Origin of the sequence: Cohaesibacter celericrescens, from assembly GCF_002866925.1 — a bacterium.
Classification (GTDB): Bacteria; Pseudomonadota; Alphaproteobacteria; order Rhizobiales; family Cohaesibacteraceae; genus Cohaesibacter; species Cohaesibacter celericrescens.
Genome location: NZ_PKUQ01000016.1, coordinates 343,051 through 358,169, shown reverse-complemented (window position 1 = coordinate 358,169; position 15,119 = coordinate 343,051). Strand labels below are relative to the sequence as shown.

At 51.6% G+C, this 15,119-nt stretch carries 13 protein-coding genes; 8 read left to right on the top strand and 5 right to left on the bottom strand.

Translation table 11 applies throughout. The annotated features are described in order from the left end of the window. Positions 1–368: 368 nt before the first annotated feature. Positions 369–2,948, bottom strand: a complete 2,580-nt coding sequence (locus C0081_RS09560; RefSeq protein WP_101533567.1) for a peptidoglycan-binding domain-containing protein — start codon at positions 2,946–2,948, stop codon at positions 369–371. A 677-nt stretch (positions 2,949–3,625) separates the two neighbouring features. Here C0081_RS09560 and C0081_RS09555 point away from each other — a divergent pair. The 8 genes from C0081_RS09555 to C0081_RS09520 all read left to right on the top strand — a co-directional run bounded on the left by C0081_RS09555 (position 3,626) and on the right by C0081_RS09520 (position 11,101). Next, positions 3,626–4,069 (top strand): curli assembly protein CsgF, encoded by a 444-nt coding sequence (locus C0081_RS09555; protein ID WP_245417904.1) that lies wholly within the window; start codon positions 3,626–3,628, stop codon positions 4,067–4,069. A 14-nt stretch (positions 4,070–4,083) separates the two neighbouring features. After that, entirely contained in the window at positions 4,084–5,148 is a 1,065-nt protein-coding gene (locus C0081_RS09550; protein ID WP_101533566.1) for a CsgG/HfaB family protein, read from the top strand. A gap of 324 nt (positions 5,149–5,472) precedes the next feature. After that, positions 5,473–6,852 (top strand): beta strand repeat-containing protein, encoded by a 1,380-nt coding sequence (locus C0081_RS09545; protein WP_101533565.1) that lies wholly within the window; start codon positions 5,473–5,475, stop codon positions 6,850–6,852. A 96-nt stretch (positions 6,853–6,948) separates the two neighbouring features. Next, on the top strand, positions 6,949–8,490 hold the full coding sequence (locus C0081_RS09540) for an autotransporter outer membrane beta-barrel domain-containing protein (protein WP_101533564.1): 1,542 nt from the start codon (positions 6,949–6,951) through the stop codon (positions 8,488–8,490). Between the two features lie 161 nt (positions 8,491–8,651). Then, positions 8,652–9,161 carry a hypothetical protein gene (locus C0081_RS09535; RefSeq protein ID WP_180966822.1) on the top strand — a complete coding sequence of 170 codons (510 nt, stop codon included), beginning with the start codon at positions 8,652–8,654 and terminating at the stop codon, positions 9,159–9,161. A 35-nt stretch (positions 9,162–9,196) separates the two neighbouring features. Next, the gene (locus C0081_RS09530; protein WP_101533562.1) at positions 9,197–9,919 is read left to right on the top strand and encodes a hypothetical protein; all 723 of its coding nucleotides are present in this window, start codon (positions 9,197–9,199) and stop codon (positions 9,917–9,919) included. A 22-nt stretch (positions 9,920–9,941) separates the two neighbouring features. Next, positions 9,942–10,349, top strand: a complete 408-nt coding sequence (locus tag C0081_RS09525) for a hypothetical protein (RefSeq protein ID WP_101533561.1) — start codon at positions 9,942–9,944, stop codon at positions 10,347–10,349. Between the two features lie 29 nt (positions 10,350–10,378). Continuing rightward, positions 10,379–11,101, top strand: a complete 723-nt coding sequence (locus C0081_RS09520) for an SH3 domain-containing protein (protein ID WP_101533560.1) — start codon at positions 10,379–10,381, stop codon at positions 11,099–11,101. A gap of 27 nt (positions 11,102–11,128) precedes the next feature. Here the strand turns inward: C0081_RS09520 and C0081_RS09515 are convergent, their stop codons facing one another. From C0081_RS09515 to C0081_RS09500, 4 genes are all read right to left on the bottom strand, one after another. Then, positions 11,129–11,893 carry a copper homeostasis protein CutC gene (locus C0081_RS09515; RefSeq protein ID WP_101533559.1) on the bottom strand — a complete coding sequence of 255 codons (765 nt, stop codon included), beginning with the start codon at positions 11,891–11,893 and terminating at the stop codon, positions 11,129–11,131. Positions 11,894–12,015: 122 nt separating this feature from the next. Beyond that, positions 12,016–12,924, bottom strand: a complete 909-nt coding sequence (locus tag C0081_RS09510; RefSeq protein WP_101533558.1) for an ROK family protein — start codon at positions 12,922–12,924, stop codon at positions 12,016–12,018. Between the two features lie 2 nt (positions 12,925–12,926). Beyond that, positions 12,927–14,099, bottom strand: a complete 1,173-nt coding sequence (gene nagA / locus C0081_RS09505) for an N-acetylglucosamine-6-phosphate deacetylase (RefSeq protein ID WP_101533557.1) — start codon at positions 14,097–14,099, stop codon at positions 12,927–12,929. Then, positions 14,096–15,115 carry an SIS domain-containing protein gene (locus C0081_RS09500; protein WP_101533556.1) on the bottom strand — a complete coding sequence of 340 codons (1,020 nt, stop codon included), beginning with the start codon at positions 15,113–15,115 and terminating at the stop codon, positions 14,096–14,098. The genes nagA and C0081_RS09500 overlap by 4 nt, the downstream gene beginning before the upstream one ends. Positions 15,116–15,119 lie beyond the last annotated feature (4 nt).

Sequence of the window (15,119 nt, the reverse complement as noted above, 5' to 3'; positions counted from 1 at the left end):
ACCCCACGCGACCGCAAATCTAATTTGTTATCCGATAGATAGTGCCTTTAAAGGATCCCAGCAATCCAAGGCTGGATAATCGCAAAAGCGATTTAATGCGAAATCCATTCTCCGAAAAGCAAACCAATCCCGAGGACAGAAACATAAAAATATTCCAATTTAAACAGCAAGACTGAAAGCCGTCTTGTGTTTGCTATTGAGCTGTCTCGCAGATAAACGGTTCAACCACTTGGCGCACAGCAAAGAAAAACCCGAAGGACACAATCCCTCGGGTTCTCACTTGTTCGTTCGGACCGCTCAAAGGCCGGCGGTGAGGTCAAATCACCCAACCTGTTTCACAGTACCTTTTGACACAAGCTCAATTGATCTCAGAACAATCGCGGCTTGATAAAAGGCTTCCTGATTTGGACACATCCTTGATTGCGCACAAACCGGCCACCGGGATTGCAACGACAGGCCGTCGGGGATGTCTTATGCATAAATTCGAACCGACATTCACACCGTCCGTCCATAGCAACACTGGTCCGCCGGTCACATCGCAACGCTGGCGGCTGTCTACGCTCAAGACATCCCTGCCCTTTGACAAAGCGTGTACCTCTGGGGCAGGCGCATTCGGTTTGAGAGGCTTTGCGCATACGGTCATAACGGCACACACAACGGTTTCCCCGTTTTACAGTGGTGGCACGATCACAGGTTGGGCCCATGGCTTCGACCGGGTCTGGCGGAAGAATAATAATCGCAGGCTCCTCTTCTATCGGAGACACGTCATAAACCGGAGGCAAAGCCATTGACTTCAACACAACCGGAGCACAAGAGAGACCAGACGTGTCTGCCATGGGCGTGCCCAACGCATCAAACAGCTCTGGGCTGATTTCGCCAGTTACAGCCAGCCCCAACTGCTCCTCAAGCTCGCGCAGCCCATTGCGCGTGTTTGGCCCCATGAGGCCATCCACACCCCCGGATACAATGCCTCTGGGTTTCATGGAGAGCTGAACAACGGTAATCTGCTGACGGTCAGTTGATCCCACGCCCAGCATGGCACAGTTGTTATAGCGCACGTCTCGCGTCTGCCCCGCAAGCTGCATCTGCGTCGTAACCGTGACTGTTTTTCCCGGTTGAATGATCAATCGCTCATGCAAACAACTAAAGGATCCCGCTTTTGGTTTTGAGCATTGCCAGCCTTCCCCCCGTATAACGGAGGCATCTATCGGTGCTGGTTGTGCAAACTGATCCGTAATGACCAATGGCCCGTCAAACAGCTTGTCTCCGCGATTGCTGATGGTCAGAAGAAAATCACACGAATAAGACCGGTTCTGGCGATTGGCAAGGCACTCACCAATGCTTGTCTTTTTGATATGCAGGTTGGCCACGGTCTGGTCTACAGATACCTCTGGCTCCACGGGCACCTCTAAGCCAGCGCAGCCAAGCACCTCGACGTCTCCCATCTGTCCATCCACGCTCTGGTCTGGATAAGTCCCGTCAAAATCATGAAAAGAAGAAGCCCATGGAGGAGTATTGTCGTCGCGATACCGCCCAATGGGCTGAACTTGCACACCGGCAATTTCTAGCGCTCCGCCCCGCGACAAGCGAGTGGCCAATTGTGGTCGATTACGCAAATGGTCTCCAGTGGCCCAAAGCACGCCGTTGCAAGCATCCTCATCTATGCGTCCATCAGCCCCATAGGCCGGCCCGACAGCCACACCACCAGTGCCATTGCGCATTTGATTGGCAAAGCCAATGGCGTAGCTTTGCGGTTTTGCCCGCCACGTTCCATCGCGTCTTTTTAACACGCGGATTGTTTCGGCCCGCCGTGCTTTGGTGATACGCGTAAAGTCATAAGACCCGACACGCTCGCCGCGCTGGGCCAGGATCATCGACCCATCAGGGCCAAAAGCAATGTCTGATATCTCAAACGATGGATAAGACGCCGGAAGCCAGTATTCTTTGCGCGCATCGAACAAAAAGGCGCCGTCATTGGGCGCAATGCCGACGGACCAAATTTCCGGCCCTTCAGCCACGGCATAATAGAGCCGGCCATTATGAGCAGCCAGCCCCCAAACCCGTCGCCCCTCAGCAGCGAAATGCCAGCTATCGGGATTTTCAACATCGAACGACGGGCTCGTAATATCAAGGCGGTTAGAGGGGTCAAAAACAACAGGGCTCAATCCAGCAAGGCCGCGAGCGGTCCTGCCATGATCAAACGTTTCCAGAACACGTCCTTCCATATTCAAGCGGAAAATCATGCCGGTATCCAGATCGGAAACGAACAACTGCTGGCTTTGCGCATCGAAACTGATATTACCAAGCCCCGGACCCGAGTTTGCCACGCCATCAACAGTAAGAGTGGCAAACAAGCTGACTTGCCCCGTTCGCCCATCCACTTTCCAAACGCTACCGGGGCCATTGCCCCGATTGGGGCCAAACAATCCGGGCATGAATTCCGCATCAGGGCGCCCCACATAGAGTTTATCGGCATGCCCATCGCCATCCCGATCACGCCCCACGATGGGAAGCCCATATGCGGAGGTTGCCGCTAAATAGAGATTGGCAGCGTCAGCGTCATCAATAGCAAGGCCAAAAATCTGACCTGTATCTCTGGCTTGCAAGCCATCATAAGGACGCCGCTTGATTTCAAGACCTTTGTATTCCGCCCCCATTTGATCAATAGCGGTCAATGAAACTGAAACGCCGTGCGGATCAATGAACCCTTCAGATACACGAGCAGCCCCTTGCAGACTATCTGACGCCGGCGTCCCCACACCGGAAAACCCGCTGCTGATCAGCGTCGGCCCTTTAAACAGCGGTGCACTCGAGCGATCGCCACCAAACCTATCGGCATCCTGAGTGCTTGTTGAGACCGTGATCGCTGGCGTCCTAGCCGCATAAGACTGCTGAACAGCACCATCCGCCAGAGCATGGGAAAAGCTCAGGCCGCAAAGGACAATCATTCCAATGCCACAGGTCAATATCCTACCTATGGCTGATAAGCATAAAGCTGAAAAACTCCGACAGCTGAAATCCGTCATCTCGGTTGCTAACATAACCCTGTGCTCCTTTTGCCCACACTCCCAGTTGGCTCTGCCACGAGATACCAGACAATCATGTCACAAATTGGAAGCCGGTCTCTCTACAGCCTCAAGCTCGCCACCCGTCTCAAGCCCTAAACAGCGCGCGCAAACCAACCACGCCCGCAATTTTGCAACTTACAATGCTTCATGCACTTACATATTTATCTATAGGTGCAGCAAATTCGCAACACACGCAAAAGCTCCACAGCCTGACCTGCCTAGTTTGGGCTGATTTAAGAAAATCAAATGCCAGCATAAATAATGCAATCATTTCAGAAATTTAAATATTTTCACTTGAAATAATCAACCAAACCAATTGCAACAACCAAGCGCAACAAAGGCTATTAAGCAATATATTGGTGTAATATTGACTCACACCAACCCATGATATAAATGTCTTTAAGTTGCATTATTATTTAATACAATTTTAAATTTTTCACATCTGCCCCGGCAGCTCGTTTCACCGATGCAACAAGCTCTCCCAGCCCCCAACGTAGGGCTTAGAGAGAGGCATATTTTCCCGACAAGCAGTCGGACAACTATTATGGAGTGTTGACGTGAAGGGAATTATCGCACTAACCGGCTTTTTGTTGTTCACCGGTCCTGCGCTGTCAGCTGAACTAACTTACACACCCGTGAATCCGTCTTTCGGCGGCAACCCACTCAATTCATCGCATCTTATTTCCACTGCGAATGCTCAGCGCACAGCAACAGCGTCCGATGCAAACAGCAGCATTTCCGGATCATCTTCGTCTAGTTCCAGCAGCAGCACGTCTGCTGACTTGTTCGTAAGACAACTTGAAGGGCGTCTGTTGTCCGCTTTGGCCAGTCAGGTCACGGAAGCGATCTTTGGCGATAACCCGCAAGACAGCGGCACTGTCACTTTTGGTGACACCGAAATCAGCTTCAATCGCGGAGTAGACTCTATCACCCTTTCGATTACCGATTTTACCGACGGCACTGTCACCAATATCGAAGTGCCCGTACTGGTTTCAAACTAGGATCAGGCAGTCAGATGTTGAATATAGCGTACGCCCAATCTGCCAACCCCCGCCCCAAAGGCCGTTTAATCGTGCTTGCATCATCAATGCTGTTTCTCGCATTGGGTGGGTGCGCCTCTCACAACACCATGTTTACCGAAGAACCTATCGTGGCAAAAATTACACCGGTGAATATGAAACTGCGCGAGCTTCCTCCGCCGTCAAAGCGAATACCGGTTGCAGTGTATGAGTTTCAGGATCAAACGGGCCAATATAAAGAGGCCAAAGCCTATCAACAATTGTCACGCGCTGTCACACAAGGTGGCGCGGCGATATTGATCAAGGCCCTGCAAGATGCGGGCAATCGCCAGTGGTTTACAGTGGTTGAACGAACCAGATTGCCCAATCTGCTCAAAGAGCGCCAGATCATAACCGAAATGCGCCGGCTCTATCGGGGAGAAAGACAGATCAATCCCAAAGTGCTGCCACCGCTAAAACACGCATCGGTCATCATTGAAGGCGGCATCGTCGGTTACAACTCAAACATCAACACCGGTGGCATTGGCGCCCGGTATCTCGGCATTGGCGCCGATACAAAATACTCAAAAGATGAAATCACCGTGGCTCTGCGCGCTGTATCCACCAAAACCGGCGAGGTTCTTGCCACGGTAACAGCCCGCAAGTCCGTCGTCTCGGTCGCGTTACAAGCCGGCGTCTTCCGCTTCATTAAACTGGATGAACTGCTAGAGGGCGAAGCGGGCGTCACCAACAACGAACCTAGACAGCTTGCTGTGGAATCGGCCGTAGAGAAGGCTGTCGAAGCGCTTATCGTTGAGGGGATAGAATTGGGTATCTGGAATTTTCGCGACCCAAAACATGGACATGAATATGTAGAAAGACAGAAAAGCCAGCAGTATGGAGCCGTCAAAGCGCGGCCAAAAACGGTTAAAATGAAACCGGAAACACAAAAAGCAACAACCATATCTGCAACGCTGCCAAGTATTTTTAGAAAACGAGTCACAAAAAATACAAAACCAGTTGTAAAATCAATAAAACGTCTACCTCCGACTTACTCGAATTCAGAAGATCCAGTCGGATAATTGTCAAATCCGACTATACCAACAATATAATGCTGTTTCGTTTCTCGCGAGGCAGCATTTTTTATTGAGCATATAGACACCCAATCAACCAAACACATCAATTCACCGAAATTAACTCTGATTAAAATTTTATTCTAATTCAGAGTTAGATGGTTTTTTTCATATTGACTTGCAAAGTTAACAGGGGGTAAATGATTGCAATGCTGTTTTATACATTTTTAAGTTGCAGCTTTTGCATGTCGCAAAGTTGTGGGGGACGAGTTCAATCAACGGCAGCATGGTTCGAACTCAGAATTGAATAAGACTAATTATTGGAGACTTGATATGAAAAAGTTTCGCTTGGCTCTTCTCGCCGCGACGGCAGGTATCGCGGTTGCGTCCGCCGCAGTAGCGGCCGACAACAAAGCAAATGTTACACAATCCGGTAATTCCAACACCGCAATCGTCGATCAAACCGGCGGTACCAACAACACGGCCACGGCCGAACAAATCAACGATAATGATTCATCATCCAACACCCTAAGCGTAACACAGTCCGCGACATGGTCATTGGCAACAGGTATCGTTCAAGACTCGACCCGCGGGAGTGGCCGAAATAGTGCAACAATCGAACAAATCAAAGCCGCTGGAATTCCATCCTACTCAAATGCGATCCGTAGCCTCACCCAGACAACCAACTCATCGGGTGACAACTCCGCCTCCATCACACAAGCCGGTTATTCCAATGCGCTGCATGGTGTCTCGCAAAACAATACAGGCTGGTTCGACAACACCATCGAGGTGACAATTACCGGTAGAAGCAACGGCTCCACTTACAACGGCGGTGTGCGCGCAGAACTAAGCGGCAACGCCGATGCTGCAGGTGTCCGCAACGGTTATCTGTCCCAAGATGGCTCTGCCAATGACATTCAGTTAAGCGTTACAGGCAATGACAACAAATTCGGCGTGGCACAAGAGGGCTCAAACACCCTCAGTGCGCTGAATATTGAAGGCAACAACAACCAGCTTGGTGTCTTTCAAGATTTTCTGAATACCCTGTCTGTTAGCTCAATCATTGGCAACGATAACAACATTGGCGCCCGTCAAATTGGCATGAACAACGGCAGCATTAGCCTTGGCACGACGAGCAATAACAACCAAATCAGTCTGTCACAGGACAATATAAACAGCGCCAGCATCACGATCACATCCGGTGATGATAATGTCATCAGCCTGAGCCAGACCGGAATCAATGGTGCAAATGTTCTGGTGACAGGCAGCGGCAACGCCATTGAGTCCAGCCAGGTCGGCCTGAATATGCTGACAGCCAACGTTATCGGCAGCGACAACAATCTCGTCACAGAGCAGGAAACCGGCTTTACCTTTTCTGCCAACACCCTGACCGTGAACATCACCGGCAACACCAACGGCAGCGGTTCGTTCACCACAGGCAACGACGCCAATACAGTTGCGGCTGCGAATGGCCTAACCTCTGGAAAACTGAGCCAGTCTGGCCGTGGTAACACCGCGACTTGGGAAATTGGCTCGAGCCTTGCTGATAGTAACAGCAACCAGTTCGCTATGTTGCAAGACGGTAATTTCAACGAAGTTGTTGCGTCGATTGCTGGCGATAACAATCAAATGGCAATCGCCCAAGTCGGCAATGGCAACTACGCCAATGTTGCGCAAATGGGCAACGGCAATGTCGTTGGTGTTACCCAATAAGCCAGAATTTAAAACAACACCAAACGGTCGGGCGGCTCCATCGCCCGACCATTCGCACTCCCAATGTTTTATTCATTCAGTTTTTGAGGTGGCATCATGAAAAAAATCGGTCTTTCCAGTCTTGGCACCGTTCTTTTGATGCTGGGCACATGCGGGTCGGCCTTGGCGGACGACAATTCGGTCTATATTGGCCAAACAGGCTTCACTAACTCGGTCAGCATTGATCAATTGGGTGAATCCAACAAAATTGGCAGTGATGACATATCCATTTTTGTCTCACAAGATGGCAGCGGTAATGCGCTGACTGTCTCCCAAACGGGCTACACCAACGAAGCTGGCGCCACCTCATCGGCAGGTGCGCTTGGTCTGTTAGGGCTTTACCAATCCGGAGACAACGGCGTCATCAATATCACTCAAAAAAACACCGCCCTCTCCGGCCTCAATATCATTGGTGCTGTTTCCCAGTCTGCGCCAACCAATGTGAGCGCGGCCACCAGCAACAGTCTGACCATATTGCAAACAGACGACGCCTTGGGTGGAACCACCAATACAGGCAACGGTGAAGGCAACCATGTCATTGGCGAAATACAACAAATCCAAACAGGCACCGGTGCCAACATTGCGAGCATTTCCCAATATGACGGAGCATCCGGCGGCGGAGGCGGCAATCGGGTGCAATTGTTGATTCAAGAAGGCAGCGCCAATCAGGCCACCCTCACCCAACAAGATTCAGGCAATACCATCGGCGATTTTCGCCAATATGGCACAAACAATCAGACCACAGCCATTCAGCGCGATGGCACCGATAATGTGATTGACAGTTTCCAGCAGGATGGGGAAGCCAATCGCGCGCTGCTATCGATGACAGGTTCCCGTAATGTGCTTTTCTCTATTATACAAAGAAATGCTCTCTTAGGCGTCGCTGGCAACATTCTCACCGTCACAATGGGCGGCGACGACAATGGCGGCGACGGCATGGGAGGACTGGGCCAATTCCAATTTGCAGCAACAAAATTGTTGCAGGTCGCTCAAGCCCAGATTCAACAGCTGGGAGATGAAAACCATCTCAACTTCGTCACCTCTGCTGTCGCCTCGACCAACAGATTTGGTTTCGTACAAGATGGCGATGGCAATGCGCTGAGCGGTACGGTCGATGGAACGGAGAATGAGGCTGCGGTTCTGCAAATTGGCGATGGCAATCGCCTGGATTTCACTCAAAGCGGCGACAAAAACGCCATTGCGATCAGCTACCGTGGTGACGACAATGTTTTGAATGTCGAGCAATCGGGCGATGAAAACGCGATTGAAGTGACTTTTGATGGCGCTATCAACCCCATAACGCGCAGCAATCAAAACAATGACCCTGCATTGGGTGGCTTCACCGACTTGGTTTTGGCCCATGCTGGCAGTCTAATGCCAGGTGTCGCTCTGCAAAGCGGCAATCTAAACACAGCCAAAATTTCGATCAGTGCAGGCAATTTCAACAAGTTTGCTTTCTCGCAAACCGGTGATCAAAACATCATCAACGGTGCGGTAACCGGAAATTCGAACCAAGCACTGGTCGTTCAGACCAACGCGATGAACACCGCATATTATCGACAAAGTGGAAATAACAACCAGCTTATAATCCTACAGTAGTATCCGGTTGTATTTTTTGTAAATAAACCCAATAGTTTAAGACGATATTCACTTTGAAACCAAGAAATGGCGTAAATCCGCGCATCACAAGAGGCTAATAAAACCCGATTAAAGATTTCCCTGTTCTTATGGTGGCAACCAAAGAGCAAAAGGACAGGGACATGATCAAACATCTAACCACAGTAGCCGTAATGCTGATGTCAGGCACGATGGCACACGCGACTTCAGAACCGAATGTTATTGAGCTGCTTGGACAGGCAAACGATCAGGGCAACTATATTGAGACCAACATCACCGGCTCTAACAATGCGCTGACACTGCGCCAGTCCATGGGCAGTGCAAGCCTAGGCAACAATGTGATGAATATCTCAATCAACGGCGACAGTAATGGTGGCCCATCGGGGTTCAGTTTCACCGGAGTTGCCTTGCAAAGCGGTTTGCAGCCAGGCGTCTTGCTACAGGAAGGATACAACAACTCAATGCTTGTCGACGTTACCGGGTCAAGCAACTTGTTTTCCTTCTTGCAAAGTGGATCGAACAACGCGTTAACCGCAAAAATTTCAGGAACGGGCAATCAAGCCGCCGTTCAACAATATGGGCAAAATAACCACGTCAGCCTCAGTCAGATGGGAAGCGGCAATAGTATCAGCATCTCACAGAGGTCATTTTAGCGGTCATTTTGTGCCGCGCCAACAGGAGAAGGCACATGCATAAAAAGACATCATTCTTTGTCATCACTTTGGCGGCACCTTTGCTCGCACTTGCAGCTGGCGTCGCCAACGCAGGCGATGAAAATATATTGATCTTGAAGCAGGAAGGGGCTGGCAACGAAATCACAGTTGATCAGCACAACGCGACCGACAGTCAAGTTGGCGGCGTCGCCTTCAATGAAGCCAATTCTCTGGATCAATCCAGTTTCAACATCCTCGATTTCGACACCAATAAAGCCGAAGCACTTGCTCATCCGCTTTTGCAAATCGGTAATTACAACAGTGCGTCGGTCACCCTAACAGGTCGAGCAGGCGCTGTATTTTTGCAGCAAGGTGGACAAATCACCGATGGCAACAACCAAGCGCAAATCGACATCAATTCCGGTAGCGCAGGCGGTTCGCTCGCCGCAGTTTTGCAAGACGGCAGCAACAATAGCGCCACAGTCACCATCAATGGCAGCCTCTCACAAGGCAACGTCTTGCAACAAGGTGATGGTAATCAAGGCACCGTCGAGGTCGGCACCACCAATGGCCTCGTCGACAATGTGAAGGCCTCCCTCACCCAGACGGGCGACAACAACGACACCTCGCTCAGCGTCATAGGCATTAGCGCAGGCGAATATAGCTATACGGTAGTGGGTAACAATACGACCACCTCTGTGCCTGCGGTCATCGTCACCAATGGCGCGTCCGTCAGCATTACGCAGTCCCAGTTCTAGGACCAATCGGGAGCGTGCGCGAATGTGGTTTCATCGCTTTTTCAGTGTGGTTTTTACCGCCCTGCCGGTGGTCTTGAGCAATGGAAGCCATGCTATGCCCCAAATCGCGATCGCCGAAATCTTAATCACCCAAACTGAGCACCGAACAATCGTTTCAGATGAAATAAAAGTGATGAAATCCGGCACGTTTGCGATTGAGCTTGTGGTGGAAAAATCAGGTGCCAGCGGCAATGCCAAAACCAAACAGAGAAACAGCATGAATGCCGTCGCTGGCCACGCCTATCATAACAGCTGGATCGCTTTGACGCTGCATGAGGGAGACCGCGTAAAGGCTACCCTGAAGCTCTTACAAAATGACGCCATTTTAGTGAGTAAAACACGAGCTCTGATCTTCCGATCAGGCGCCCTTGAAGATGAAAATCCGTTGTAAACAATTTAGAATTTGAACTGGTGATATCTATGTCTCGGCTTGCCCCTTCCTTCTCGCTCACTCTGTTTTTGTTTGCCGGTGTCATCGGCTCCCCCGCATTGGCTCAATCAACAAATGCCGTCGCAAAAGCATTTGCAGGCCAATGGGTCTCCTATGATCATAAATTCTCTGCGCAAGCCAGCTGCAACCTAGACTTTAGCGCGAGCAAACAAGGGGATTTATATCCCATCAAGCAAAGCAATTGCATCGGCGAAATGGCGACCATTTCTGGCTGGAAAATTCAAAATAACCAATTGCTTTTCATCGGCACCAACAAAGCACCGATTGCCGTTGTTGGCGGCAATCAGGAGCGACTGAGCGGCACAATGGTCACCTCCAAGCGTCCAGTGATTTTTGAGAAATTGGCATTGGCCCAAAAGATCGTCAAGGCGCGAAAAGCCATAGGCTGCTCTTATGTCGGCTACAGCAAAACATGTGCCTCACCGAGACAGTTTTCTCCGCCCAATATTGCAGAAGGCACGACCGCACCTCTTAAGATTTTGGTCAATCTAAACACCCGAAGCGAACCCAGAAACAATGCAAAAGTCGTTTCAGTGCTCAAACCCAATACTTGCGTCAGCGCCACCGTTTGTACCGTTGCGTCGGACGGATTATGGTGCAAAATAAAGACAGGGCAAACAGAGGGATGGATTAAAAAGCAAGCTGTTCGGCAAAAAAAATGGCCTATTCTCACGTTTGAGAACGGCTGTTGAGCCTTCACCAGACATCGGCCTCCCAAATCAGTCAGAAGACGGTACCAGCAACGCCGCCTTAAGGGCGCGGACTTTACTGGCGTCCGTATGCTTGGAGCTTTCGCTCGCAAAGCCCAAGGCCGTTACCTTGGCGTGAACGGCCTCAGAAGGGCTGGAGCAGGACCCGTGCACCTCTTTGATACCATCAAGCGCCATAAACTGCGGCACATTCAAAGCACCAACGCCCCCACCGGGCATAATGGATATTCGGCCACTACTGCGCTTACAGAGGTGACGCAACATGGCGAGCCCCTGCTCCGCCGACAACGCACCGCCTGATGAGAGAATGCGCGAGAACCCAAGTGTGATGGCTTGCTCCAACGCGACATCGAAATCGGGAACAAGATCAAAGGCGCGATGCAAGGTGCAATCAAGCCCTTTGGCTGCGGTTTTCAACCGCGTTAAAGCCCCAATGTCCAACCTTAGGTCCGGTAGGCTCACGCCGATCACAACACCATCCAGCCCGGCAGCCCTTGCCTGCTCAATATCGCGCTCGATCAAGTCCAGTTCCAAAACAGAATAGACGAAATCACCGCTTCTGGGGCGATTCAACGCATAGACAGGAACAGGGGATATGTGTGCGGCGGTCTGCATGAAGCCCGCAGAGGGCGTCAAACCACCCAACTCCAAAGATGAGCAAAGCTCAATCCGGTCGGCACCACCCTCGATCGCGCATTCCAGTCCCGCGACACTATCGACACAAACTTCTAGCAAGCAGTTTGATTGCACAGGCCTAACATTCTCAACACTCATCTCATGCCCCCTCAGAGTCAACGCATGCCCAGAGCATGAAATAAAAAATTTGAATCCCTCATATTCTTCGGGGTTTCACAACAAGCCAATCCCATGCTTCGCTAAATCTATCCACACAAGCGCTAGGGAAATGCACGATGTCCCAAAACAGCAGCACCGATAATACCGGGCTCGATTTTATTTTCCGCGGGCACCACAAAGGGGTTTTCTGGAGGCAACAGCATTCTTTCTTTTACCACCCTGTCAATTTCAGCAATCAACATAGGCACATTTGAAAGCCCGCCACCGACGGGCACAATCGAGGCCCCTGTGGCGTTGGCCACCAAAGCCAAGGGCGAGGCAATCAGATCGACATAAACGTCAATCGTGCGGCTTGATGCCACTTCGCCCGCCAGCCAGCGAATCATAATATCCTCAGCCTGAGAGGTTTCACCATGCAGGTGCTTATGTAGTTTTTCCATGCCGCGTGCACTGCAGGTTGCATCAATACAGCCCTTAAGGCCACAGCCACATTGAATCCGCGGCAAATCAACCGGCGGCGACCCCGCTTGGGTGGCCGCGACGGGCCCATGGCCCCATTCTCCCGCATATCCACCATGTCGATTTAACAGCTGCCCATTGACAACAATCCCGCCACCGACCCCAGTGCCCAAGATGACACCAAACACGATGTCATGCCCTTTGGCCACGCCCAGCTCGGCCTCGGCAAGCGTAAAGCAGTCGGCATCATTGGTAATGATAACAGGCAGGCCCAAAGCCTCTTCCAAATCCTGCTGCATTGGTCTGCCATGCAGGCAAGGAATATTGGCAACAACAGCAAGCCCCGTAGCTGGGTTGATGATACCAGTGATCGAGATGGACACACATTTTGGCGTTTCTCGCGCCTGTTTTACCACACTGTCCAGAGCCGCAGTAAAGGCATCAAGATCATGTCCCGGCGTTGCGATGCGCGGCACCAACTCAATATCTTCAGGGCTATTGACCAGCGCACCCTTGATGGATGTGCCACCGATATCAAAACAAACATGCATACTTATGCCCCTTGAGGCTCGGTTTCATACCGGCGCTGTCCAGCAATCCATGTTGACTGCAGTGAAAGATCCTTGTTTAGCATCAAAAAGTCCGCATCACAGCCATCCCCAAGACGGCCTTTGGTCGGCACCCCGATAGCATCAGCAGGATAGGTAGAAGCCATACGCAGAGCTATCTCTAGCGGCAAATCCAAAACATTGACCGCGTGACGCACCATCGACATCATGTCGATATCCGCACCGGCTAATGTGCCATCAGCCAAGGTCAACCGACCATCTCGCCGGTATATGGTGCGACCACCCAGAATAAACTCTGTAACATCCGTCCCAGTCGGTGACATCGCATCGGTAACAAAGAAGATTTGCCCCGGATCGCGTTTGGCCCGAAGAGCCACCTTCATTGTCGCAATGTCAACGTGAATACCATCAGCGATCAAGCCGCAATAGACAGGGTCGGTGGCGAGCGCCGCCCCGACAAGCCCCGGTTCACGGTTGGTCAGCTGGCTCATTGCATTGAATAGATGGGTGACCATCGACGCACCGGCAGCAAAATATGCAAAGGCATCCGCTGCTTTGCAGTTGCTATGCCCCAAACTCACGTTCCATCCCGCCTTGGAGAGTGCCCTAACCTGCTCAGCTGAGACATTTTCTGGCGCAACAGTAATAAGACCGCATCCGATTTGGTCTCGTCCTGCGACCAGCGCCGACAGGTCTTCGGCATCCATCGGGCGAATAAAATCGCTCACATGAGCGCCCTTGCGGGCCACAGAAAGATGGGGACCTTCTAAATGGAGCCCAAGATAGCCCGCCACTTTGGCGGCCGACGCATCCCGTCCGGCAGCCAAGGCACGATCGCGAACGTTGGCACTGTCTGTAATCAGGGTTGGCAGCAACGCCGTGGTACCAAACCGCGCATGGGCGCTGCAAATGGTCTCAATGCCAGCAACCGTCGGCTCATCGTTGAATAAAACCCCTCCGCCACCGTTGACCTGCAGATCAACAAAGCCCGGTACGATCATGTCTCCGGTCGATTGCCATTGTCTGAAATGGGACGGCACTGACGATTGCGGCAAGATCTCGACAACCTGCTCGTCTCGCACCAGCAGGGCCGCCTGCTCATGCATGCTGTTTCCGTCAAAAATCTGATCAGCGCAAAAAGCGGTTGGCTGTGTCATCGTGTAACCGTCACTTTCTTGAGTGCTGCCGGCTTGTCCGGATCATACCCGCGCCGAACAGACAAAGCCTCGACAAATCCATAAAATGGCACAATCAGCGCCAATGCATCGGTCAGCGGGTGACCCGTTGCCACAAAGGGCAACCGAACTGCATCGCCCGCTTTGTCTGACGACACATAACAATGCGGATTCTTGGACGTCAGCGAAGCAACAGTCTCAATGACAGACACCTCCGCAGCATCCCGCGCGGCAAAGGCAATCACGGGAAAGTTCCGATCGACAAGGGAGACCGGACCATGCAGCATTTCGGCAGAAGAATAGGCTTCGGCATGCAGCTCACAGGTTTCTTTGCATTTGAGCGCAGCTTCCGCGGCAATCGCCATGGTGGGGCCACGCCCCAGCATATACAAAGACTGAGAATGTGCGATTGTCTCAATCATCGGCGACCAATCCACCGCCAATGATGCGTCCAGATGCTCTGGCAGTTTTTCCAGTGCGGCTTTCAAAGCCGCATCATCGGACCAATGAGCAATAAGAGCCAAGCCTGCGACAATAGAATTGACATAAGATTTGGTGGCAGCGACCGCATATTCGGCACCCGCAGCAATATCAATGGCAAACTCACTTGCTTGCGCCAGCGGTGACGGCACCGTGTTGAGCAAGGCTGCTGTGAGAGCGCCGCCTTTGCGCGCCCCTTGCGCCATTGCGACAATGTCAGCACTGGCGCCGGACTGTGAGACAGAAAGAGCAGCCGCACTGCCCAAATGCATCGGCGCACCATAGATCGAGGCGATAGACGGCCCGAGCGACGCAACGGGCAACCCCAACTGCAGCTCAATGGCATATTTGAGAAAATAAGCAGCGTGATCGGATGAGCCACGCGCAATTGTCACAACCACCTTGGGATCAAAAGCCCTAAACGCCACCGCGGCAGGAACGATCTGTTCCGGCACGGCTTTCAACAGGCGTTCCACAGCAGCAGGAATTTGATCAATTTCTTCGCGCATTATAGTCATGCAG